Raw genomic sequence first — 21,455 nt, 5'->3', positions numbered from 1 at the left:
CATCCATCCCGACGGCCGGCTGGAGTTCCGCGACGGCGTCCCAGACCAGATGCTCAAGGACGCCGACCCACAGCATGGGACGTCGTCAGCGTTCACCATTCGGCGCGCCTCTGGGGGCGGTAACGGCCTGCACGGCCACGTCAGCGACGTCTCCCGCCTGACCTGCACCTATCCGCCGAACCATGTCGCCACCTCATTCGTGGCCGCTCTGGGAGGCCCGCAGGAGTACATCTTCGGAAACCTGACCATCTGCGGCAGCCGACCCGGCCCCGACAGCGGCGAACCAACCCTGTGCGGCCTCGTCGAGGCGCAACAGAACCTCATCCACGATGTCCACACCGCCGTCTCCGAGAAGGCCGCCGGCAGCAGCGACCACCACACCGCTCGGCGCTCGTGACGGCGAACAAAGCCGATGAACACCCACCGCGGCTCATCCCTGGCCTGATGCCGCTGCGGGCGTCCTGCCGAACCAGATCGCCCAGCCGTTACGGGATCCGCCACCGCCGCATTGCGGCAGCAGTCGACCGGTCCGTGATGAGGCTGACCGATCGACGTGGAGGCGCCGACATGGCAACCGCAGGTCCAGCCGAGCCCATGGCGTCGCAGCCGCGGATTCCGGTCGTCGGTGGCGGGCATGGCGGCCTGCACGTCGCGCCGCGACCTCGGCGTCTCCTGCGCCACCGGCAGGCGACGGTCACCGTCGTCGACGCCGACTTCTGCGTGACCTACCAGCCGCTGCCGGCAGAGGTGGCCGCGGGCAGCGTCGGTCCGCGCCATGTGGTGGTGCCGCTGCTGCAGGTCCTTCCCTGGGCGCCGCCCGCGGTCAACCGCCACCCGAGGGTGGTCGCGGACTGGACCCCTGCCCTGATGTTCCCGCGCGGGATCGTCTCGCTGAAGGCCGTCGAACACAGCCGCCGGGAGTTCACCCTCACCGCCTCAGCGGCGACCAAACACGCCCCACACGCGTGACGCGCCGCACACCGTCAGGGACGGCCCCGGTGACGCTGCTGACGTTCGGGCACGGCACCGCGGGACACGAGCAGTTGGCCGCCCTGCTGCACGGCGCCGGCGTACGGGCCGTTGTCGACGTACGGACGGCGCCCGGCAGCCGGCACAACCCCGACGTGGGCCGGGAAGCACTCCGGCGGTGGCTGCCGGAGGAGGGGATCGACTACCGGTGGGAGCAGCGCCTGGGAGGCTTCAGGAAAGTGGCCCCGGATTCCCCCGATGTCTTCTGGGAGAACGCCTCCTTCCGCGGCTACGCGGGTCACACCCGCACCCCGGACTTCCTGGCGGCCATGGACGATCTGCTGCGGCAGGCGGCCGACGTCCGCACCGCCGTGATGTGCGGTGAGTCCCTGTGGTGGCGCTGCCACCGGCGGATCATCGCCGACTTCGCCGTCCTGGCGCGCCACGCCCGAGCACTGCACCTGGCCCACGACGGCCGGCTCACCGAGCACCGTCCGACAGCGGGAGCCCGGCTACGCGCGGACGGGCTGCTCGTCTACGACCGCGTGTGACCGCCACCCGTGCCCAAGCCCCTGCCGGGCGTCCGGACAGGATGACATGACCCGTCATGAACCGGGCGTGCCCGGTTCCGCGTCCGCGCACTTGTGCGTCATCAGTGAGGTGCGGTCTCTCCCATCGCGTGCAGGGCGAACGTGGAGTGGGCGTAGGCGCCCCCGGCGCGCATCTCGGCAGCGACCCAGATGGCCTCCATGATCTCTTCCGGGCTGTTGGCCTTGCGCTGCGCGAGTCGGGTGTGCCCCTGAATGCAGTACGGGCGCTGCGTGGGCGACGGCCACGGCGATCAACTGCTTGGTCTTCTCCGGCAGCGCTCCCTCGGCGAACACAGCCCGGGTGAGGTTCTCGAACGCCTCGTTGACGGCCGGGGCCAGTTGGGCGCGGCGGGCGCCGGCCTGCGGTGTGGCCGGATGGTAGACGGAGTGGGTCATGAGTGCCTCCCGTTACACGACGATGCGCATCGGTTGTTCGAGCAGTGTCCTGAGGTCGGTGAGGAAGACGGCGCCGGTGGCCCCGTCGAGGGCGCGGTGGTCGATGGACAGGGTCAGGGCCATCACCGTGCCGGCGGCGAGTTCGCCCTCGCGGACGACGGGTTCGGGGTGGGCGGCGCCGACCGCCAGGATGGCGGCCTGTGGGGGGTTGACGACGGCGGTGAAGTGGTCGATGCCGTAGGAGCCGAGGTTGCTGATGGTGAAGGTGCCGCCCTGGAGGTCGTCGAGGGTGAGGTTTCCGGCGCGGGCCTTGCCGGCGAGCGTGCGGGCCTCGCCGGAGATCTCGGTGAGGGTCTTGCGGTCGGCGTCGTGGATGACGGGGACGGTCAGCCCGTCGTCGAGGGCGACGGCGATCCCCATGTGGATCCGCCGGTGGCGCAGGATGCGGGTCTCGTCCCAGGAGGCGTTCATCTCCGGGTGTCTGCGCAGTGCGGTGGCGCACGCCTTGACGATCAGGTCGTTCACGCTCACGCGAAGTCCCTGCTCGCCGAGCGTCGCGTTGAGGTCGGCGCGGAAAGCGAGTAGCGGCTGTGCGTCGATAGTGGCGGTGAGGTGGAACTGCGGGGCCTGCTGGGCGCTTTGGGTCAGGCGCTGGGCGGTCAGGCGGCGCACCATGCTCAGCGGGACCGCCTGGCTGTCCTCGATGGTCGTGGGAGGCGCTACAGCGGGTTGTCTCGGCCCGGGTGCGGCTTCCACGCCGTCCACGTTGTGCGGGATCTCCAGCGCGGCACCGCCGATGCGGCCGAGCCCGTCGATGGCGACCTTCGGCATCCCCGATGTCCCTCCGGTGCTCGCTGGTGCCCTGTGCCCGTCGTATCACCCGCGAGTGCCCCGGCAGGCGGGCCTACGCCATCTGCGTGCGGGTACCCGCTATCGCCGGCCCCGTCCTACGACGTAGGGACCTCGCGGTGAAATCGCACGGTCTGCCCTTCCTGACGGCCACCCCGTCAGGCGACCGCCCACGATGCCCGGCACGCCGGGAGGCAGGGTGCGTGTCTCACCCTGCCGGGCCGCCTGAGGGGGTGCGCACGGCGAGCAGGGCGACGTCGTCGTCGAACACCTGACGGCTCCGGCTGATCAGGGTGTCGCACAGCTCCTCCAGCGGGGCCGTGGCCAGGCGGGCGGCCTGCTCGGCCAGGTCGTCCAGTCCCGTGTCGATGTCCTGGTCGCGGCGCTCGACCAGCCCGTCGGTGAACAGCAGCAGGGTGCTGCCGGGCGGAAGAGGGTGTTCGTGGCTGAACCTGGGGACGGATGCCTCGATGCCCACCGGGATTCCGTGACGGGCGGGTGCCAGGTAGTGGGTGCTGCCGTCCGCGCTCACCAGCAGCGGCGGCAGATGCCCCGCGTTGCTCCAGGTGAACGTGTACTGTCCGGCCTCGCCGCGGCCGGGCTCGATGCGGCCGAACACCAAAGTGGCCGTCGGCGGCTCGTCGAACATCGTCAGGGCGTGGTCCAGTCGGGACACGACCAGGCCGGGCGGCTCGCCCCGGTCGAAGGCGAGCGCCCGCAGCATGTTGCGGATCTGTCCCATCAGCGGGGCGGCCTCCACGTCGTGGCCGGTCACGTCGCCCACCACGACACAGGTGGCGCCGTCCGGCAGGACCATGGCGTCGTACCAGTCCCCGCCCAGCCTGAGCAGCTCGGAGGCGGGCTCGTAGCGGGCGGCGGCCTCGAGCGGCGCAAGGTCGGGAATCAGGGGCAGCATGCGGCGCTGGAAGTGCTCGGCAGCGCGCCTGAGCTGCTCGTACAGGCGGGCGTTTTCGAGGCTGACGCCCGCGGCACTGGCCAGGGCAGTCAGCAGACCCTCGTCGTCGTCATCGAAAGGCGTACCGTCCATCTTGTCGGCGACGTAGAGGTCGCCGTAGGTCGTGCCGCGCATCATGAGCGGTACGCCCAGCAGCGTGCGCATGACCGGATGCCCGGGCGGAAAGCCGGCCGCACGAGGGTGGGCGGCCACATCGGCCACCCGCAACGGCTCCCGGTCGTCCACCATGGTGTGCAGCAGGCCATGGCCCTGCGGCAGGCCCATGGCGGCGCACAGTCGCGGATCATCGATGCCTACGGTGATCAGGTCGATGACCTTGCCGCTCTCGTTGAGCACGCCCAGCGCCCCGTAGCGCGCGGCGACGAGATCTGTGGCCGCTTCCACGATGCGGCGCAGCACGGTGCGCGTGTCCATGTCGGTGCTGACCGCCCCGACCGCGTCCAGCAGGTGCCGCAGCCGGTGCCGGTCCAGAGCACGCTGCGGCGGTCGCGCGGCCACCCCGCCCCCGGCCTGTCCCCGCCTCCACCGCTGCCACGGATTGTGCGTCATGGTGCGTCCTTCCGGCGCCGGGCGCCGGGCGCCGTCAGCCTGTCGCCCTGCCTTGTCACACTACGCGCTCACCTGGTCGGAAGCAGGCCGCAGTGTGTGCCCCTTGCCCCGTCTCAGAAGGCCGCTGTGTCCGCCTTTCCCCCTGTCGCGCCGACCATACGTCGAGCAAGGTCAGGGCACGATGACGACGGGGCAGTGCGCGTGGCGGGGCCATCCGCGCCTGCCACTGCGGTATGGGACGAGTCTGTGGAGCATGGTCTTCCCCATCGGCATGTACGGGGTGGCGACCGGGGAACCGGGCGAGGCGACAGGCTGGGACCGGTTGAGATGACCGCGACCGGCGCCGGCGGTGTGGGCAGTGGTCTTCGCCGGGATGCTTCCGTCGTATATCCGCCCTCGAGATTTTGGTCTGCCCTGTATGCGGGCTGACGGAGTGTCTGCTCTGTTCGGCACGCACGCTGGCAGAGCATGGTGGCCACCGCCCTCAGGGCCGGTCGCGCGAGGCATCGGGCCGCAAACGTGTAGGCAGCTGCAGCAGCTGAGGAGGCGAATGGTGTGAGCACCGACCGGGCCCATGCCGCGACGGAGCGGCTGATGCGTACAGCGCAGTACTTCTTCCCCGGCGCCCAGTCACCCGACCGGCGGATGCTGTACCGCGAGGGCGGCCGGGCGGCGGAGGAGTTCTACCGGGAACGGTGGCGCCGCGACCGGGAGGTGCGCTCCACCCACGGGGTGAACTGCACCGGATCGTGCTCCTGGCGGGTGTTCGTCAAGGACGGACTGATCACCTGGGAGACACAAGCGACCGACTACCCCTCGGTCGGCCCGGACTCCCCGGAGTACGAACCGCGCGGCTGCCCGCGCGGCGCCTCGTTCTCCTGGTACACCTACTCACCCACACGCATCCGCTACCCGTACGTGCGCGGCCCGCTGCTCCGGTTGTGGCGGCAGGCGAAGGCCCGGCACGCGGACCCGGTGGAGGCGTGGCGGTGGCTGACCTCGGACCCGCGGCGGTGCGCCGCCTACAAGCGAGCCCGGGGCAAGGGCGGGTTCGTGCGCTGCGACTGGCGCGAGGTCACCGAACTGGTGGCGGCGGCACAGGTCCACACCGTCAAGCGGTACGGTCCGGACCGGATCGTGGGGTTCTCCCCGATCCCGGCGATGTCGATGGCGTCCTACGCGGCCGGCACCCGGTACCTGTCGATGATCGGCGGCACGATCTCCTCCTTCTACGACTGGTACGCCGACCTGCCGATGGCCTCACCGCAGGTGTTCGGCGACCAGACGGACGTGCCCGAGTCCGGCGACTGGTGGAACGCCGGCTACCTGATCGTGTGGGGCACCAATCTGCCGATCACGCGCACCCCGGACGCGCACTTCATGACCGAGGCCCGTTACAAGGGGCAGAAGGTCGTGGTGGTCTCCCCGGACTACGGGGACCACACCAAGTTCGCCGACGACTGGCTGGCGGCGGCCCCGGGCACGGACGGCGCGCTGGCGATGGCCATGGGGCACGTGATCCTGACCGAGTTCTACCGCGACCGGCAGGTGCCGTACTTCACCGAGTACGCCAGGACGTACACCGACCTGCCGTTCCTGGTGCGGCTGCGTGAGCGCGAAGGCGGCGGGTACGTGCCGGAGAAGTTCCTCTCCGCCGCCGACCTGCCCGGCCGGAACGGTGAGGAGGAGGCGGCCGAGTTCAAGACGGTGCTGCTGGACGCCCGTACGGGGCAGCCGGTGGTGCCGAACGGGTCGCTGGGTTTCCGCTGGACGTCCCCGGACGGTGGCCCTCGGTGGAACCTGAACCTGGAAGGCGCGGATCCGCTGCTGTCCTTGCACGGGCGACCGGACGGCGAGACGCCGGCCGTCGACCTGCCGCGCTTCGACGCCGGGCCCGGCGAGTCCGGCGGGGTGCTGCGGCGCGGTGTGCCAGCGGTGCGGGTCGGCGGCCACCTGGTGACCACCGTCTTCGACCTGGTGCTCGCCCAGTACGGCGTGGCCCGCGAGGGCCTGCCGGGCGAGTGGCCGACGGGGTACGACGATGCCGACGCGCCCTGCACGCCGGCCTGGCAGGAAGCGATCACCTCCGTGCCGGCGAAGGCGGCCGCCCGGGTGGCGCGGGAGTTCGCCCGCAACGCGGAGCGGACGGGGGGCCGTTCGATGATCGCGATGGGGGCGGGCACCAACCACTGCTTCCACTCCGACTGCCGTCTCGGACGCCTCACCCGCCAAGGCTTCCTCACCCAGCCCGGACGAGGCCGCTACCAGAAACGGACTTAACGACCTCTGAGGACCAGGAGAAGTGGAGGGGCGGCTGGACCCTGAACCGCCGGGGCAGGCTGAAACTCAAGGCCGGCGGCCGACTGCGCAAACTGGCCACCATCTTCTACAACCCCGAGCTCCCCTCGCTCGACGACTTCTACGAACCGTGGACCTACGACTACCAGAGCCTGACCACCGCCCCGCTGTCCGACAGCTTCCCCAGCGCCCGCCCCAAGTCCCAGCTCACCGGCCGCGACATGCGCCCCGTGCACGGCCCGAACTGGGACGACGACCTCGCCGGAGCCGCCGAGTACGCCACCGCCGACCCGAACCTGAAGGGAATGGCGGAGCGGGTCCGAATGGAGTTCGAGCACGCGTTCATGTTCTATCTCCCGCGGATCTGCGAGCACTGCCTCAACCCTTCCTGCGTCGCCTCCTGCCCGTCGGGGGCGATGTACAAGCGCGAGGAGGACGGCATCGTCCTGGTCGACCAGGACCGCTGCCGCGGCTGGCGGTTCTGCGTCTCCGGCTGCCCGTACAAGAAGGTGTACTTCAACCACCGCACCGGCAAGGCCGAGAAGCGCACCTTCTGCTACCCGCGCCTCGAGGCCGGGCAGCCCACCATCTGCTCCGAGACCTGCGTGGGCCGGCTGCGTCATCTCGGCGTGATGCTGTACGACGCCGACGCCGTCCTCCAGGCCGCCTCCGTCAAGGACGACAAGGACCTGTACGAGGCACAGCTGTCGGTCTTCCTCGACCCCGAGGACCCCGAGGTGCGGGCGGCGGCAGAGCGTGAGGGCATCGCCCACGACTGGATCCAGGCCGCCCGCCGCTCCCCGGTGTACGCGCTGATCAAGAAGCACCGGGTGGCGCTGCCGCTGCACCCGGAGTACCGCACCATGCCCATGGTCTGGTACGTCCCGCCGCTGTCCCCGGTCACGGACGCCGTGCACGCCACCGGCTACCACGACGACGACCCCGACCGTGTGTTCGCCGCCATCGATGCCCTGCGCATCCCCATGGAGTACCTGGCCAACCTCTTCACCGCCGGCGACACCACCGTGGTGGACGGGGTGCTGCGCAAACTGACCGCGATGCGCGTCCACATGCGCGCGCAGCAGCTCGGCGACCCGCCCGACCAGGATCTGCTCGGCCAGGTCGGCGCAGGCGCCCAGGACATCGAGGACCTGTACCGGCTGCTGGCCATCGCCAAGTACGACGACCGCTACGTCATCCCCCGGGTGCACGCCGAGGGCTCCGGCGCCCTCATGGCCCAGCACTGCTCCCTCGACTACCCCGGCGGCGTGTCCAACCTCGCCGCCCACGACGAAGACCGGCTCACCCCCGCACCGCCGCCCCTGCCCGGCCTGAACCCGTCAGGCGGCGGCAGCCAGTTCCGCGACAGCGACGGAAAGGTCCGCTTCAACCTCCTCGGCTGGAACGGCACCGGCCGGGCCCCCGGCCTCTTCGGCGACGGGAGCGGCCGATGATCGCCCGCCGCCGCACCCGCCACCCGTCAGCCGACACACCCCTGGTGCACCGCATCGCCTCGGTCCTGCTGCGCTACCCGGACGAGGCGATGCCCGCCTGCCTCGGTGACGTCGTCGCCGCGCTCCCCGCCGTCGCCGCCCCGGCCGACCGTACCCGGCTGGCCAACGCCTGCGACCACCTGCGGCGCCTGCCCCTCACCGAAGCCGCCCAACGGTACGTGGACACCTTCGACCACACCCGCCGCCGCAGTCTGCACCTGACCTACTACCGGCACGGCGACACCCGTGCCCGCGGCATGGCCCTGCTCGCCCTCAAACACACCTACCGCCAGGCCGGCCACGAACCACCCGAGACGGAGCTGCCGGACTTCCTGCCGCTGATCCTGGAGTTCGCCGCCCTCGCCCCCGAACCCGGCCATCGCATCCTGCTGCAGTGCCGGGCCGGACTCGAACTCCTCCGGCAGGCGCTCCACGAGCACTCCGCCCCCTACGCCGATGTCCTGGACACCCTCTGCGGCAGGCTGCCCGAACCGGCCCGCCACGAGCGCGACGCCTGGCGACGGCTGGCCGCCGAGGGACCACCGGGCGAACATGTCGGCCTGGAGCCCTTCGGCCCGCCGGAGCGGACCGGACTGGACCCGATCGCCCCGCCCGGACACCCGACACCGTCCGCATACCCGACGCACAGAGCGTTCCTGAGCGCGAAGGAGGGCCGATGAGTTCCCGGGACCTGTGGTGGTGGGTCATCCTGCCCTACCTCGCCCTGGTCACCCTCGTCGTCGGCCATGTCTGGCGCTGGCGCTACGACCAGTTCGGCTGGACCAGCCGCTCCACCCAGTTGCAGGAGCGCCGCCTGCTGAAATGGGGTGGACCACTCTTCCACTACGGCACCTTCGCGGCCATCGCCGGCCACGTCATGGGCATCCTCGTCCCCGAGTCGTTCACCCAGTGGCTCGGTATCCCCGAGGACACCTACCGCTGGTTCTCCTCCATCGGCGGCACCGTCGCCGCGCTCGCCGTCCTCTTCGGCGTGGTGATCCTCGCCTTCCGCCGCACGACCGTGCCCAAGGTCCGTGCCACCACCAGCCCCGTCGACTGGGTGGCCCTCATCCTGCTCGCCGTCGTCATCGTGCTCGGCATCATCCCCACCATGGGCATCGACCTCCTCGGTGCCGGCTACGACTACCGTCAGAGCGTGGCGTTGTGGTTCCGTGGCCTGTTCGCAGGCAACCCGGATGTGGCCGCGATCTCCCACGCCCCGCTGATCTACCAGGTCCATGCCACCTCCGCCTGGGCCATCCTCGCCGTGTGGCCCTTCACCCGGCTGGTGCACGCCTGGAGCGTCCCGCTGTGGTACTTGTGGCGGCCGTTCGTTCTCTACCGCTCTCGCACCGCCGCCCACCCCACCGAGCCCGGCACGAGCGGGCGCCGCTGGCGCCGTATCGGCGTCCGCTACTGAGCCGAGTCCACGCAAGCTCTCCGACACAGAAACGGCAACCGCGCCATGCAGAAGCTCTCCCTGGAAGCGAAGGCCCGCGAGCACCTGGAGCGGGCCGCGGCTTCGTCCACGGGCCGCAGCGCCGAGACCCTCTACGGCGGCCACGAACACACCCTGCGCCAGACACTCATCGCCCTGACCGCCGGCACCATCCTGGCCGAACACGAAAGCCCCGGCGAGGCCACCGTCCTGGTGCTGCGGGGCCGGGTACGGCTGCGCAGCGGCGACGATGTGTGGGAGGCCATGACCGGCGACCTGCTCCTGGTACCGCCCGCCCGCCACGACCTTCAGGCCATCGAAGACGCAGCCGCACTGCTGACCGTAGCGAAGTCCGCCTGACCTCGGCGTCACGGCGACACGCATGGCACCCGGTATCCCGGTCGCCGACCGCGCCAGGTCACCAGGACACCTCGCGTATGGTCGCCTTGCTCTGCGGGGTGGTGGTGGCGACGATCTCGGAGCGGTGCCGGTCCCCGGAGAAGGTCACCGTCAGCTGCTGCGCCCCGTCCCGCCTGGTGGAGACGGTGAACCCGCTGGCGGGCACGGCGGACACGAGGCACACGGCGTCCTCACCGAAGCGCACGGAGGCCTGGCCGCCCTGGGACTGCAGGGTGTGCACCCCGGCGCCGCCGGTCCCGCAGTCGGCGGGCGTGGCGGACGGGCGGGGGGCGCGCGGGGCGGGGGGCGCGGTGGTGGCCGGCCGGACCGGGGTCGGGGTCGGCCGGCGCACGGTGGGGCTGGGGGTGCGCTTGGCGGCGAAGGACGCCGGCGCGGAGCGCGACGGGGAGGGCGGCGCGGCGGACGGGCTGCTGCCGGCGAGCGCGCTCTCGGGGATGTCCCGCGCCACGGGCGGCGTCGGGCGTGTGGAGCCCACGACGAAGCCCACGGTGAGCATGACCGCGGTCACGCTGACCGCGGTGCAGGAGAGCCATATGACGACGTAGCGCAGGTACCGGGGCACCCCGCCATCTTTCCCGACCGGCTACTGTCCCTGCCCATGGCATCCGTACTCCTGGTCGAGGACGACCCCGCGATACGCGCGAGGCTGGTCGAGGTGCTGACCGCGCACGGCCACATGGTGCGCAGCTCGGCCCTCGGTTTCGAGGCGCTGCGGCAGGCGGCGCAGCGCCCCCCGGACGCCGTGGTGCTTGACCTCGGCCTGCCGGACCTCGACGGGGTGGACGTACTGCGGATGCTGCGCGGCATCTCGCGGGTGCCCGTCCTCGTCACCACCGCGCGCGACGACGACAGCGAGGTGATCCGGCTGCTGAACGCGGGCGCCGACGACTACCTCGTGAAGCCGTTCTCCGGGGGCCAGTTGGTGGCCCGTCTGACGGCGGTGCTGCGCCGGTCGTCGATGACGCCGGCGCAGACACAGGTTCCGGCGCCGGAGGGCGCGGCCGGCGCGCTGCGGGTGGGTGGTCTGGTGATCGACGCACCCGCCCGGGTGGCGTACCACGACGGGCGGGAACTGCGGCTGACGCGCCGGGAGTTCGATCTGCTCGCCTATCTGGCGGAGCACGCGGACCGGGTGGTGCCGCGCAGCCGCATCCTGGCGGACGTGTGGCAGCAGGCGTACGTGGAGGACCAGACTATCGACGTCCATCTGTCGGCGCTGCGCCGCAAGCTGGGCGAGCGGGCCTCGCAGCCGCGCTACCTGCACACCGTCCGGGGAGTCGGCATCAAGCTGGTGACGCCGCGATGAGACGCGCCCTGGCCGGGGTGGCGCTGGCGGTGACGTCGATGGTGGCGCTGTCCTTCCTGATCCCGCTGGCGCTGCTGGTGCAGTCCGAGGCCCGTTCGCGGGCGACCACGGTCGCCGAGCAGCGGGCCGCGGCGCTGGCGCCGGTGCTGGCCCTCACCACGCGGCCCGCGGACGTCCAGCAGGTGGTGGCCGGGCTGGACTCGGGGGACCACCTGAGCGTACGGCTGCCGGACGGGCAGGTGGTCGGGACGGTGCGCGCCTCCCAGGAGGCCCTCGACCGGGCGGCCGACGGACGCCGGACGGTGGCCTCGGACACCCCCGCCGGCTGGGTCTACCTCCAGCCCGTGATCCTGGCCCGGGACCGGGTGGCGGTGGTGGAGGCCTTCGTCCCCCGCGCGGACCTGGACCGCGGGGTGAAGGCGTCCTGGGCGATGATGGCGCTGCTGGCACTGGGCCTGGTGGCCGGGTCGGTGCTGGTCGCGGACCGGCTGGGCGCGCGCGTCGTGCGCGCCTCCCAGGGCCTGTCCCGTGCCTCGCGCTCGCTCGGCGCCGGGGAACTGGGCATCCGCGTCGCCCCCGCCGGGCCGCCCGAACTGCAGGAGGCCGGGGCGGCGTTCAACACGATGGCCGACCGGGTCGTCGAACTGCTCGCCACGGAACGGGAGCTGGTCGCGGACCTCTCGCACCGCCTGCGGACCCCGCTGACCCGGTTGCAGCTGGAGGCCGAGCGGATCGCCGCGCAGGTCCCCGGCTACCGGGGCGAGGACCTGGAGGCCGCGATCGCGCACCTGGAGAGCGAGCTGGACTCGATCATCGACGCGGCCCGTACACCGCTGTCGGCCCCGTCCGACCGCCAGGGCCGCGCGCAGCGGTGCGACGCGTCGGCCGTGGTGCGCGGGCGGGTCGAGTTCTGGTCCGTCCTGGCGGCGCAGCAGGGGCGGGAGTGCCGTCTGGAGGCGACGGCGGAGGCGACCGCGGTCCCGCTCGGCGAGGACGACCTCGCGGCGGTCGTCGACGCGTTGATCGGCAACGTGTTCAGGCACACCCCGCAGGGCACGGCGCTGGCGGTGCGGGTGGAGCGCGGCGCCCGGGCGGTGCTGCTCACGGTGGACGACGCGGGGCCGGGGATCAGCGACCCGGACACCGCCCGGGCCCGCGGGGTGAGCGTCGGCGGCTCCACGGGCCTCGGCCTGGACATCGTGCAGCGGACGGCGGCCGCCGCGGAAGGCGGCATGGAGATCACCAGGGGCCCGCTGGGCGGGGCGAGGGTGCGGGTGACGCTCGGGCTCGCCGGCGGGCCGCCTGTGGGGGGAAGGAAGGCGGCCCGACGCGCGAGGCGTCACCCGCACCCGGTCTGAGGCCGGCCGGCCGCTCCAGCCGGCCGACCGGTCGGCGGTTCAGCGGGGTGTGCCGAAGTCCTGGGTCCACCAGGGACCGTCGGACGAGGTGTTCACGCCGACTCCGATCTGCTCGAAGCTGCAGTTGAGGATGTTCGCCCGGTGCCCCTCGCTGTGCATCCAGGCGTCCATCACGTCGGCGGCGGTCCGCTGGCCCACAGCTATGTTCTCGCCGAGGGTCGACCACTGGTAGCCGGCCGCCTCGACGCGCCCGGCCATGGTGGACCCGTCGGGCCCGGTGTGGGAGAGGACACCCGAGCGGGCCATCACGTCCGTGTAGTCCTGCGCGGCCTCGGTGAGCCGCTTCTCCAGCGTCACCGGACGGCATCCGGCCGAGGCGCGCTCCTCGTTGACCAGCCGGACGATCTCCTCGACCACCGAGTCGTCGCCGTCGGACCGGGTGGGCTGTGCCGCGACGGTCGTCTTCGCCGGTGACGGTGCCGCCGTGCGGGCCGGCGTGGCGGAGGGCCGCGGTGTGCGGGTCTGCCGCGAGGCCGGCTTGCGCCGCTCCGGGGTGGCGGAAGCGCTGGGGCTCGCGGTCGTCGGCGCCGGGCTCGCGGTCTCCGGGCGGGCGTCGGACGCGACAGGGTCGTCGCTCTCCCGGTCGCCGGCCGCCAGGGAGGCCCGGTCCTTGCCGCCGGCGCCGTTCCCGAACTGCGCACCGGCCCCGACCAGGGCGCCCGCGGCGACCGTCGCCACCGCGGCGGCCAGCGGCCAGGACCGCGCCGAGGGGGCCCGGCGGGCGCGGTGTCGTTTCCTGTGGGAACTCATGCTCGGGGGTACCTCCGGACGACGGGACTTCCACCGGGCACGTCGGAACGCGGCGTGCCGGGCACTGCGACCCTAGGCGCCCCGGGCGGAGAACTCGCCGGTCCGGAGCGGATCTTCAAGAACACATAAGGCTGCGCTCAGGTAGGGCACCGGTTCCACCGGCCCTCTCCGCCCGGGTGTGGGGAGCGTCACAGGGGCCCCGATGGGTGTCAGCACCCATATCGGCCCGGTTCGCCGGATGAAAGGATGAGGATCCACTGGGGGGCGAAACGGACAAGGAACCGGGCGGCGGCGCGCCGTCCGTGAAGGGAATCGAGCTGTGCCTGCTCCGCGGATGAGCACGACGCCATTGCCGGGCATCGGTGTCCGGTACGACCTCACCACGCGGGACCGGCGCCATCTGTCGGTGGTCGCCCACCGCGACGGATCGCGGACGGTGAACGTGTACCGCGTCGACGACCCGGACGCGTGCGCGCAGTCGCTGCGGCTGACCGGGGCCGAGGCGATGTCGCTGATCGACGCGCTGATGCCGACGCACCACAGCCCGAACCTGCTGCACACCACCGACCTCGGTCTGGTCGCGGAGCGGATCGAGCTGTCCGCGACCTCGCACTGGAACGGACGCCTGCTCGGCGAGACGCGGATGCGCACGGACACCGGCGCCTCCATCGTCGCGGTGCTGCGCAGGGCGGACGCCATCCCCTCCCCCGCACCGGACTTCCGCCTGTCGGGCGGCGACACGCTGATCGTGATCGGCACCCGTGAGGGTGTCGAGGCCGCCGCCGCGATACTCGGGCGGGAGTGAGCCCTTGCACTCCGCGGTCTTCCTCATCGAATTCGGCGCCATCATCCTCGGTCTGGGCCTGCTCGGCCGGGTCGCCGGCCGGTTGCGCTTCTCCCCCATCCCCCTCTACCTGCTGGCCGGCCTCGCCTTCGGCGAGGGCGGGATCCTCCCGCTGGGCACCAGCGAGGAGTTCGTGGCGATCGGGGCCGAGATAGGCGTCATCCTGCTGCTGTTGATGCTCGGCCTGGAGTACACCGCGAGCGACCTGATCGGGAACCTGCGGACGCAGTACCCGTCGGGCCTGGTCGACATCGCGTTCAACGCCCTGCCCGGCGCGGTGGCGGCGCTGCTGCTGGGCTGGGGCCCGGTGGCGGCGGTGGTGCTGGCGGGCGTCACCTGGATCTCCTCGTCCGGGGTCATCGCCAAGGTGCTGGGTGACCTCGGGCGGCTCGGCAACCGCGAGACGCCGGTCATCTTGAGCATCCTGGTCCTGGAGGACCTGGCGATGGCGGTGTACCTGCCGATCCTCACCGCCCTGCTGGCCGGTGTCGGCTGGGCGGCGGGCAGTGTGACGCTGGCCGTGGCGCTGGGCGCCGCGGGCCTGGTGCTGCTGGTCGCGGTCCGCTTCGGGCGCGTCATCTCCCGGTTCGTCTCCAGTGACGACCCGGAGAAGCTGCTGCTCGTCGTGCTGGGTCTGACGCTGCTGGTGGCGGGCATCGCCCAGCAGCTGCAGGTGTCGGCGGCGGTGGGCGCGTTCCTGGTCGGCATCGCGCTGTCCGGGGAGGTCGCCGAGGGCGCCCACTCGCTGCTGAGCCCGCTGCGTGACCTGTTCGCGGCCGTGTTCTTCGTCTTCTTCGGCCTGCACACCGACCCGGCCAGCATCCCGCCGGTCCTGCTGCCGGCGCTGGCGCTGGCGGTCGTCACCGCGCTCACTAAGATCGCCACCGGGTACTGGGCGGCGCGCCGCGCCGGGGTCGCGGTGCGCGGCAGGTGGCGGGCGGGCGGCGCGCTCGTGGCGCGGGGCGAGTTCTCCATCGTCATCGCGGGGCTGGGGGTGACGGCCGGCATCGAGCCCGCGCTGGGCCCGCTGGCCACGGCGTACGTCCTGCTGCTGGTGGTCTTCGGTCCGCTGACGGCCCGCTACACCGAGCCGCTGGCCCGGGCGCTGGCGGGGCGCCGCGCCCCGGCGCGCGAGACCGGCTCGGAGCCGGAGCGGACCCCGACCCCCGTCGCCGGGGACTGACCCCGCGCCGCGCGCACTGAGGCGGGAGCCCGGTGCCCGCGCGTTCCCCCGAGAGGAGGCCCTTGGGCCGTGTCGCTGTTCTGGCGGATCCTCCTGCTCAACGCCGTCGTGCTGGTGGTGGCGACGATGCTGCTGCTGGGGCCGGTCACGGTCTCCTCCCCCGTCCTGCCGGCCGAGGCGGCGGTGGTCGTGGCGGGACTGGTCGCGATGCTGGTCGCCAACGCCGTGCTGCTCCGGGTCGGGCTGGCCCCGCTGCGCCGGCTGACCCGTGCCATGGCGGCGGACCTGCTGCGACCCGGCAGCCGGACGGCGGCCGCCGGGCACGGCGAGGTCGCCGAGCTGATCACGACGTTCAACACCATGCTCGACCGGCTGGAGAGCGAACAGGCCGCCGGCAGCGCCCGCGTATTGTCCGGCCAGGAGGCCGAGCGGCAGCGCATCGCCCAGGAGCTCCACGACGAGGTCGGGCAGACGCTCACCGCGGTGCTGCTGCAGCTCAAGCACGTCACCGAGTTGGCGCCCGGCCCGTTGCGCGAGGAGCTGCACCAGGTCCGCGAGACCACCCGCGGGAGCCTGGAGGAGATCCGCCACATCGCGCGCCGCCTGCGGCCCGGTGTCCTGGAGGAACTCGGCCTGCCCAGCGCACTGCGGGCGCTGACCGCCGAGTTCACCTCCCCGGCACTGGGGGTGGGCCTGCGCCTCGACCCCGACCTGCCGGCCATGGGCGAGCAGACCGAGCTGGTCCTCTACCGGGTCGCCCAGGAAGGCCTGACCAACGCGGCCCGCCATGCGGGTGCCGGCCTGCGCGACCGTCTGGAACTCACCCGGTACGCGATCCGGGCCGGGCTGATCGAACCGTGAACGGAGGAACGATACTGGCGGAGTGCCTGTTTGAGTGGGCACCCATGCTCATGGTCACCACCAGCCGACCGGCGTGGGCAGGTAGGTGATGTCCGAGACCAGCTTGGCGCCCGGCTCCGCAACGGTGAAGTCGCGACCGACCAGGTCCGGCGACGGGCTACCTTGACCTGCTTCCTCCGGGACCTTCCGTCCCAGGATCAGGCCGTCCAGCTCACAGGGGGAACCTCATTCAGAGCCAGGCGACGTCGATGCGGAACCGGGGGATTTTCGGGCTCCGTGCGGTGCGTTCGACGAGCGTTGCCCTTCTTGCGGGGGAGCCTCCCAGGTCGCGGTGATGTCGCGGGCGACATCACGCAGGAGGTCGATGAGCATGTCCGCGAGTGGTGTGAGGCTGGCGTCGGCCTTGGTCACGGCGTAGAGCTGGCGGTGGGGCCTGGGGTGGGCCAGTTCGCGATGGGTCGTGCCGGGCGCATGGGTCAGGGCCAGGCGCGAGACCAGGGCCACCGCGATGCCCGTGCCGACGAGGGCCTGGGCGACGTCGTACGACTCGGTCTCGAACCGCACGGTGGGAGTGAAACCGGCCTCGCGGGCGGCGTCGTGGAACTGTTCGCGGGCGGCATGACCGGCCAGGATGGAGACCCACGATTCGTCGCGCAACTGTTCCAGGTGAAGTTCGGTGTCCGCGGGCTGCCCGGTGGCCAGCGGATGGTCATCGGGGAGGACCACGACCATCGGGTCCAACAGGAGCGGGTGGGCCCGTACATGTGGGGGCGGGGCGAGCGGCGTGCCCCAGGACGCGACGATGGCCACGTCCAGGCGCCCCGCGCTGATCTCGGCCGCTCCGCGTGCGGACCCCACGTCCACGACGGAGACGTCGGCGCCCGGATGGCGGTGTCGCAGAGTCGTCAGGGCCGGTGGCAGCAGGTGCAGGGCAGCCGCCTGGAACGTCCCGATCCTTAGACGGAGCGACAAGTGGCCGAGCAATGCGGCGAGTTCCGCCTCGGCCTTGTCCGATGCCTCCTCGACAGTATGACCGTGGGAGGCGAGCAGCGCACCGGCCGCGGTGAGCGTTGCCCCGCGAGGACCACGGATGACCAGCGGCACCTGCCAGTCGCGCTCGGCCTTCGCCACCTGCTGGGTGACCGCGGCGGGCGTGAGTTGGAGTGCGTGAGCCGCCGCCGTCAGGGAGCCGTGCCGCTCGATCAACGTCAGAAGTCGCAGCTGTCCCGGATCCACCACCATTCACTAATCCTAACGCTGCACCCTTCTTTTTTAACTTCTCTTAGGAGCGTGAGGCAGGAAGCCTGGTGGTGTACACCCATCGGCCGCTGTCCCCAGAAGGGGTTCCTTTCCCATGCCCACGCATGTGCCCGTTTTCATCGCCACCACCTTGCTGCTGGCGATGCTGCCCGGCGCGAGTGCAGCCCTGATGATCCGGCAGGTTCTGGAAGGCGGCCAACGTACGCTCCAAGGCACGCTCGCGGGCAATGCCACCGGCTTCGTGCTGTGGTCCACGGCTGCCGCGGCCGGTCTCTCCGCCGTCCTGCTGGCCAGCCCCACCGCGTACGCGGCGCTCCGGATCGCAGGCGGGATCGTGCTGATGTACCTCGGGGTGAAGACGCTACGGACCACGTTCAACACCACCGTGTCCACCACCCCGACCGACGAGGGCGAGCGCAGCACCGGCTTCGCGAGTGGATATCTCACCGGCCTGAGCACCAACCTCGGCAACCCCAAGGCGGGTGTGTTCGCCATCTCGGTGCTGCCCCAGTTCGTGACCGCGAAGGGCCCGGTGTTCCTGTCGACCGTCGCCTTGGGAGTCGTGTGGGCGCTCGTCAGCGCCTCCTGGTACATGTTGCTCACCTGGGCCGTCAGCCGAGGGCGCGACCTGGCGTCGAAGCCGACCGTCCTGCGGGGACTCAGCGTGGCCACCGGCGTCGTCCTGCTGGCGCTGGGCGCCGCGGTGGCAGCGGGCGTCTGAGGGCCGGGCCGGTACGTCTTCCGGCTCCCGGCCGCCCGAGCCGTCTGCCGCCGGCCATACTGACCTTTGAGATCGCCCGGTACGACCGGTGGCGACGAAGCACATCGAAACGATCGCCCCGGCTTCGCCGTAGCTCAGGCCCGGGGCAACGCGGGCAGTCCGCCCGACAGCACGGGAGCAAGGAAGCCTTTGACGTACGCCGTGACACCGGACGGAACCCGCATCGCCTACCAACTCCGTGGTCAGGGCGCGCCGTTGGTGCTGCTGGCGGGTCAGGCCAGCAACCACCACTGGTGGGACGCGGTTCGTACCGACTTCCATCCTGCTCGCAGCACCCTCACGCTCGACTACCGCGGCACGGGCGACAGCGACAAGCCCGACGCCCCCCACAGCACCGACCTGTTCGCTCGTGACGTCATCTCAGTCCTTGACGAACTCGGCATCGACCGGGCTGACGTCTACGGCACGTCCATGGGCGGACGAGTGGCCCAGCAGCTCGCGGTCCGCCACCCCCACCGGGTAGGCGCCTTGGTCCTCGGCTGCACCTCACCCGGCGGCCCCCACAGCGTCGAACGCGACAACGACGTCCGCAAAGCCCTGGCGCAACCTCAGCCCGGAGCCGCGCAACAGGCCCTGCTGGAGCTGATGTACACCCCCCAATGGCTCGCATCCCATCCCGGCCCGCACCACACGCTCGGCGACCCTCACATGCCCGCGCACGCCCGGCGCCGCCACCTCGTGGCCAGCAACCAGCACAACGCCTGGCACCTCCTGCCGGACATCAGCGCTCCCACCCTGGTCATCCACGGAACCGCCGACCTGCTCAACCCCACCGCCAACGCACCCCTGCTCGCCGACCGCATCCCCGGCGCCCGGCTGCACCTGATCCCCGATGGCCGGCACGCCTACTTCGAGGAGTGCCGCGCCCACGCCAGCCCGCTCGTCATGGACTTCCTCACCACCGCGCACAGGCCTTAACTGATCGTTTCAGAATGACGTGCGGAGTCGTCGGAGGCAGATGATGCTGCAGGCGAGTTCCAAGAGGCTCTGGTGAAGGTCGGCGCGGCGTTCGTAGCGGATCCTCAGTCGTTTGAACTGGTGAAGCCAGGCGGTTGGGTCGGCCGCGCGGTGAGGTGCTCGCCGTGGGGCGAGTCCTGTTCCGCGCGGCCTCCCGCCGAACCGGACATGGCGGTTTCCCCGGTCATCCGGCTCTCCGGTGACTACTGCGTGAGTGGTCTGGCCAGCCCTGTGTGGGCCGAGCCGAGGAACCTCCATGGCACAAGCAAGAGCGACATCCGCCGTGGCGTCCTGCACGGGAAACCGCACCGGCCGCCTGGCGAGGCCATCGCGTACACAGACCGAACCGCCCTGCTCCTGAGCTTCCTTGCCGAATTCTCTCGGGCCCCCGGACTGGCCGGCCGGAGCCCGCATCAGCCCCCACCGCATGACGTCAGTCGCCAAGGCCGTTCTCACCCTGGAGTCGCGAAGCTGAAAACGCTCACGTGCAGCGTCAGGCGGCCTCCTCCGCGGGCGTCACCGGCTCCCCCTCGGCGGGCGTGCGCGGTGCCGCGCGGTGGGGCAGCGCAAGCAGTGTCGCCCCGAGGGCGAAGGCGAGGGCGGGCAGGGCGGCGAAACCCCCGCCGGGGGCGAGTCCGTGCACGGACCAGTACGCGAGGGCGGCCGTGCTGAGGGCGAGGCCGGTCCAGAGGAGGGCGGGGCGGTCGTGGCGGGCGACGGCGGGTGGGGCGACGGCGCCGAACAGGCGGGCCAGCACGCGTTCCAGCGGCCGCAGTGCCGCCAGCACGCCCGCCAGGAACACCGCGAGCACCAGCAGCCAGGGCACGCGCAGGGCCCACCAGGCGGCGGTGCCGAAGGCGGCGCCTGGGGCGAGGCCGACAAGGTAGAACACCGCGGCGAGCAGCACAGGCAGCATGTGCCACAGATACAGGGTCATGCTCGCGCCGCCCAGGAATCCGACCGCCCGCCCGACGCGTGCGCCCTCCAGTGCCCGCCGGACGGCCGGCGCGGCCAGCAGGCAGCCGCCGGCCTGGGCCACGACCCAGGCCAGCATCGCGGGCGACGGCGGGTCGGTGTTACTGACGGCCTCCCCGGTGACCCGGATCAGGCTCACCGGGTACGGCCCGAGCGTGATCAGCGCTGTGAAGGCCGCAGCGCCGCCTGCCGCCATCGCAGCAGCGCGCCGGCGCGTCAACTGGCCGTCGCGCCAGCAGAACCCGAGCTGGTACGCCACGCACCAGACCAGTACGTAGTCGACCGGCCGGGTGGAAGCCGAGACGCTCGCGGTCACCGCGACCGCGCCCAGCACGGCCGGGACCCACGATCCCCAGCGCCGGTGTGCCGCGTGCAGCACCGGGGTCAGGGCGCTGAGCAGCAGATACACCGGGAGGAACCAGAACTGCATGGCCATCGCCCACCCCGCGAGCTCGAGCGTGTGCCGGTCCACCCCGGCCACCGAGCAGATCGCGACGGCGAGCAGCACCAGCCCGCAGTAGGCGGCCGCGGGCAGCAGCAGGCGCAGGGCCCTTCGGGCCACCCAGGGCGCCGCCGTGCCACCCGCGGCCCGGGTACGGACCCAGGAGCCGCCCGCCGCGTGGCCGCCGGCGAGGAAGAACAGCGGCATGATCTGGAAGCCCAGGGTCAGCCACTGCGTCCAGCGGATCTCCGCCAGGAGCTCGGGCGCCACGATGCCCCCGCCCGGCTCCCGGACGAGGGCGGTGATCAGCCAGTGGCCGAGCACGACCATGCAGATCGCCAGGGCCCGCAGGAAGTCGACGTACCGGTCTCGCTCCATGCCCGGTCATGCTGCCCGACCCCCGCCGGCGGCGCCGCAATCGGCGGCGACCGCAACCGTTTCGTGCCCACTGCGCGACCCGGCCGGCGTAATTCGCGTGGCAGGCACGCCTATCGGGGCGAGGCCGGCCGGCCGGTCGCGAGGAGAGGCAGTCGCTGATGGCGGGCGAGGAGCAGCAGGACGTTTCCCTGCGCCGGTCGGCGGCCCTGGTGACCCCGTGGCGCTGCGCACGACAACGATGCCTGCGGGGGACGGCGGTGCGCACGGCGGGGGACATCGGCATCGTCGAGTTCACGGCCGTCTGACCGCGCCGAGCGGCCGC

Annotated in this window: 19 protein-coding genes and 5 pseudogenes; 16 read left to right on the top strand and 8 right to left on the bottom strand. The window is 72.1% G+C overall.

Annotated features, from left to right (window positions below; translation table 11 throughout):
* The 3 genes from AC3EUJ_RS27330 to AC3EUJ_RS27320 all read left to right on the top strand — a co-directional run.
* The coding region (locus tag AC3EUJ_RS27330) for a hypothetical protein (protein ID WP_431965842.1) at positions 1–397 on the top strand (397 nt) is incomplete at its 5' end.
* A 170-nt stretch (positions 398–567) separates the two neighbouring features.
* Entirely contained in the window at positions 568–969 is a 402-nt protein-coding gene (locus AC3EUJ_RS27325) for a hypothetical protein (protein ID WP_431965840.1), read from the top strand.
* A gap of 29 nt (positions 970–998) precedes the next feature.
* The gene (locus AC3EUJ_RS27320) at positions 999–1,520 is read left to right on the top strand and encodes a DUF488 domain-containing protein (RefSeq protein ID WP_431965838.1); all 522 of its coding nucleotides are present in this window, start codon (positions 999–1,001) and stop codon (positions 1,518–1,520) included.
* Between the two features lie 101 nt (positions 1,521–1,621).
* Here the strand turns inward: AC3EUJ_RS27320 and AC3EUJ_RS27315 are convergent.
* The 3 genes and pseudogenes from AC3EUJ_RS27315 to AC3EUJ_RS27305 all read right to left on the bottom strand — a co-directional run bounded on the left by AC3EUJ_RS27315 (position 1,622) and on the right by AC3EUJ_RS27305 (position 4,329).
* A pseudogene (locus tag AC3EUJ_RS27315) lies at positions 1,622–1,955 on the bottom strand (carboxymuconolactone decarboxylase family protein).
* Positions 1,956–1,967: 12 nt separating this feature from the next.
* The gene (locus AC3EUJ_RS27310; protein WP_431965836.1) at positions 1,968–2,786 is read right to left on the bottom strand and encodes a dihydrolipoamide acetyltransferase family protein; all 819 of its coding nucleotides are present in this window, start codon (positions 2,784–2,786) and stop codon (positions 1,968–1,970) included.
* A gap of 226 nt (positions 2,787–3,012) precedes the next feature.
* A complete protein-coding gene (locus tag AC3EUJ_RS27305; protein WP_431965834.1) occupies positions 3,013–4,329 on the bottom strand; it encodes a PP2C family protein-serine/threonine phosphatase in 1,317 nt (438 codons plus the stop codon).
* Between the two features lie 594 nt (positions 4,330–4,923).
* On the opposite strand from AC3EUJ_RS27305, the pseudogene AC3EUJ_RS27300 reads away from it, so the two are divergent.
* The 5 genes and pseudogenes from AC3EUJ_RS27300 to AC3EUJ_RS27280 form a co-directional block, all read left to right on the top strand.
* Positions 4,924–6,534, top strand: a pseudogene (locus tag AC3EUJ_RS27300) (molybdopterin-dependent oxidoreductase); the annotation flags it as partial.
* Positions 6,535–6,617: 83 nt separating this feature from the next.
* Positions 6,618–8,081, top strand: a pseudogene (narH, locus tag AC3EUJ_RS27295) (nitrate reductase subunit beta); the annotation flags it as partial.
* Complete coding sequence (narJ, locus tag AC3EUJ_RS27290) at positions 8,078–8,800, top strand: nitrate reductase molybdenum cofactor assembly chaperone (protein WP_431965832.1); 723 nt, start codon at positions 8,078–8,080, stop codon at positions 8,798–8,800. The pseudogene narH and the gene narJ, both read left to right, overlap by 4 nt.
* Positions 8,797–9,540, top strand: coding sequence for a respiratory nitrate reductase subunit gamma (gene narI / locus AC3EUJ_RS27285; RefSeq protein WP_431965830.1), 744 nt, complete (start codon positions 8,797–8,799; stop codon positions 9,538–9,540). The genes narJ and narI overlap by 4 nt, the downstream gene beginning before the upstream one ends.
* Positions 9,541–9,585: 45 nt before the next feature.
* Positions 9,586–9,918, top strand: coding sequence for a cupin domain-containing protein (locus AC3EUJ_RS27280; protein ID WP_431965828.1), 333 nt, complete (start codon positions 9,586–9,588; stop codon positions 9,916–9,918).
* 58 nt (positions 9,919–9,976) lie between these two features.
* Here the strand turns inward: AC3EUJ_RS27280 and AC3EUJ_RS27275 are convergent, their stop codons facing one another.
* Complete coding sequence (locus AC3EUJ_RS27275) at positions 9,977–10,540, bottom strand: hypothetical protein (RefSeq protein WP_431965826.1); 564 nt, start codon at positions 10,538–10,540, stop codon at positions 9,977–9,979.
* A 36-nt stretch (positions 10,541–10,576) separates the two neighbouring features.
* Between AC3EUJ_RS27275 and AC3EUJ_RS27270 the strand changes: the two genes are divergently transcribed.
* The gene (locus AC3EUJ_RS27270; RefSeq protein ID WP_431965824.1) at positions 10,577–11,284 is read left to right on the top strand and encodes a response regulator transcription factor; all 708 of its coding nucleotides are present in this window, start codon (positions 10,577–10,579) and stop codon (positions 11,282–11,284) included.
* Positions 11,281–12,642: a sensor histidine kinase gene (locus AC3EUJ_RS27265; RefSeq protein WP_431965822.1), complete on the top strand. Its 1,362-nt coding sequence runs from the start codon at positions 11,281–11,283 to the stop codon at positions 12,640–12,642. Before AC3EUJ_RS27270 ends, AC3EUJ_RS27265 begins: the two co-directional genes overlap by 4 nt.
* 39 nt (positions 12,643–12,681) lie before the next feature.
* Here the strand turns inward: AC3EUJ_RS27265 and AC3EUJ_RS27260 are convergent, their stop codons facing one another.
* Positions 12,682–13,452, bottom strand: coding sequence for a CAP domain-containing protein (locus AC3EUJ_RS27260; protein WP_431965820.1), 771 nt, complete (start codon positions 13,450–13,452; stop codon positions 12,682–12,684).
* 319 nt (positions 13,453–13,771) lie between these two features.
* Here AC3EUJ_RS27260 and AC3EUJ_RS27255 point away from each other — a divergent pair, with 319 nt between their 5' ends.
* The 3 genes and pseudogenes from AC3EUJ_RS27255 to AC3EUJ_RS27245 all read left to right on the top strand — a co-directional run.
* Complete coding sequence (locus AC3EUJ_RS27255) at positions 13,772–14,257, top strand: cation:proton antiporter regulatory subunit (protein ID WP_488180970.1); 486 nt, start codon at positions 13,772–13,774, stop codon at positions 14,255–14,257.
* Between the two features lie 4 nt (positions 14,258–14,261).
* Positions 14,262–15,479 (top strand): cation:proton antiporter, encoded by a 1,218-nt coding sequence (locus tag AC3EUJ_RS27250; protein WP_431965816.1) that lies wholly within the window; start codon positions 14,262–14,264, stop codon positions 15,477–15,479.
* Positions 15,480–15,548: 69 nt separating this feature from the next.
* Positions 15,549–16,277, top strand: a pseudogene (locus tag AC3EUJ_RS27245) (HAMP domain-containing sensor histidine kinase); the annotation flags it as partial.
* A gap of 288 nt (positions 16,278–16,565) precedes the next feature.
* On the opposite strand, the gene AC3EUJ_RS27240 reads toward AC3EUJ_RS27245, so the two are convergent.
* A complete protein-coding gene (locus tag AC3EUJ_RS27240; protein ID WP_431965814.1) occupies positions 16,566–17,582 on the bottom strand; it encodes a LysR family transcriptional regulator in 1,017 nt (338 codons plus the stop codon).
* Positions 17,583–17,694: 112 nt separating this feature from the next.
* On the opposite strand from AC3EUJ_RS27240, the gene AC3EUJ_RS27235 reads away from it, so the two are divergent.
* On the top strand, positions 17,695–18,321 hold the full coding sequence (locus AC3EUJ_RS27235; RefSeq protein ID WP_431965812.1) for a LysE family translocator: 627 nt from the start codon (positions 17,695–17,697) through the stop codon (positions 18,319–18,321).
* 189 nt (positions 18,322–18,510) lie between these two features.
* Positions 18,511–19,299, top strand: a complete 789-nt coding sequence (locus AC3EUJ_RS27230) for an alpha/beta fold hydrolase (protein WP_431965810.1) — start codon at positions 18,511–18,513, stop codon at positions 19,297–19,299.
* A 9-nt stretch (positions 19,300–19,308) separates the two neighbouring features.
* On the opposite strand, the pseudogene AC3EUJ_RS27225 reads toward AC3EUJ_RS27230, so the two are convergent.
* Together AC3EUJ_RS27225 and AC3EUJ_RS27220 are read right to left on the bottom strand one after the other, a co-directional pair.
* Positions 19,309–19,431 (bottom strand): annotated as a pseudogene (locus AC3EUJ_RS27225) (IS5/IS1182 family transposase); the annotation flags it as partial.
* A 400-nt stretch (positions 19,432–19,831) separates the two neighbouring features.
* Entirely contained in the window at positions 19,832–21,133 is a 1,302-nt protein-coding gene (locus AC3EUJ_RS27220) for an acyltransferase family protein (protein WP_431965808.1), read from the bottom strand.
* Between the two features lie 158 nt (positions 21,134–21,291).
* Here AC3EUJ_RS27220 and AC3EUJ_RS27215 point away from each other — a divergent pair, with 158 nt between their 5' ends.
* Positions 21,292–21,438, top strand: coding sequence for a hypothetical protein (locus AC3EUJ_RS27215; protein ID WP_431965806.1), 147 nt, complete (start codon positions 21,292–21,294; stop codon positions 21,436–21,438).
* Positions 21,439–21,455 lie beyond the last annotated feature (17 nt).

This window comes from Actinacidiphila sp. bgisy160, from assembly GCF_057707815.1.
This window is presented reverse-complemented; position numbering and strand designations above follow the sequence as displayed.

Bases quoted from the DNA above. Each gene is read 5' to 3' on its own strand.
- AC3EUJ_RS27310 (WP_431965836.1), bottom strand. From the start codon at position 2,786: ATGCCGAAGGTCGCCATCGACGGGCTCGGCCGCATCGGCGGTGCCGCG.
- AC3EUJ_RS27235 (WP_431965812.1), top strand. From the start codon at position 17,695: ATGCCCACGCATGTGCCCGTTTTCATCGCCACCACCTTGCTGCTGGCG.
- AC3EUJ_RS27220 (WP_431965808.1), bottom strand. From the start codon at position 21,133: ATGGAGCGAGACCGGTACGTCGACTTCCTGCGGGCCCTGGCGATCTGC.
- AC3EUJ_RS27325 (WP_431965840.1), top strand. From the start codon at position 568: ATGGCAACCGCAGGTCCAGCCGAGCCCATGGCGTCGCAGCCGCGGATT.
- AC3EUJ_RS27240 (WP_431965814.1), bottom strand. From the start codon at position 17,582: ATGGTGGTGGATCCGGGACAGCTGCGACTTCTGACGTTGATCGAGCGG.
- AC3EUJ_RS27265 (WP_431965822.1), top strand. From the start codon at position 11,281: ATGAGACGCGCCCTGGCCGGGGTGGCGCTGGCGGTGACGTCGATGGTG.
- narI (WP_431965830.1), top strand. From the start codon at position 8,797: ATGAGTTCCCGGGACCTGTGGTGGTGGGTCATCCTGCCCTACCTCGCC.
- AC3EUJ_RS27215 (WP_431965806.1), top strand. From the start codon at position 21,292: ATGGCGGGCGAGGAGCAGCAGGACGTTTCCCTGCGCCGGTCGGCGGCC.
- AC3EUJ_RS27270 (WP_431965824.1), top strand. From the start codon at position 10,577: ATGGCATCCGTACTCCTGGTCGAGGACGACCCCGCGATACGCGCGAGG.
- narJ (WP_431965832.1), top strand. From the start codon at position 8,078: ATGATCGCCCGCCGCCGCACCCGCCACCCGTCAGCCGACACACCCCTG.
- AC3EUJ_RS27260 (WP_431965820.1), bottom strand. From the start codon at position 13,452: ATGAGTTCCCACAGGAAACGACACCGCGCCCGCCGGGCCCCCTCGGCG.
- AC3EUJ_RS27280 (WP_431965828.1), top strand. From the start codon at position 9,586: ATGCAGAAGCTCTCCCTGGAAGCGAAGGCCCGCGAGCACCTGGAGCGG.
- AC3EUJ_RS27305 (WP_431965834.1), bottom strand. From the start codon at position 4,329: ATGACGCACAATCCGTGGCAGCGGTGGAGGCGGGGACAGGCCGGGGGC.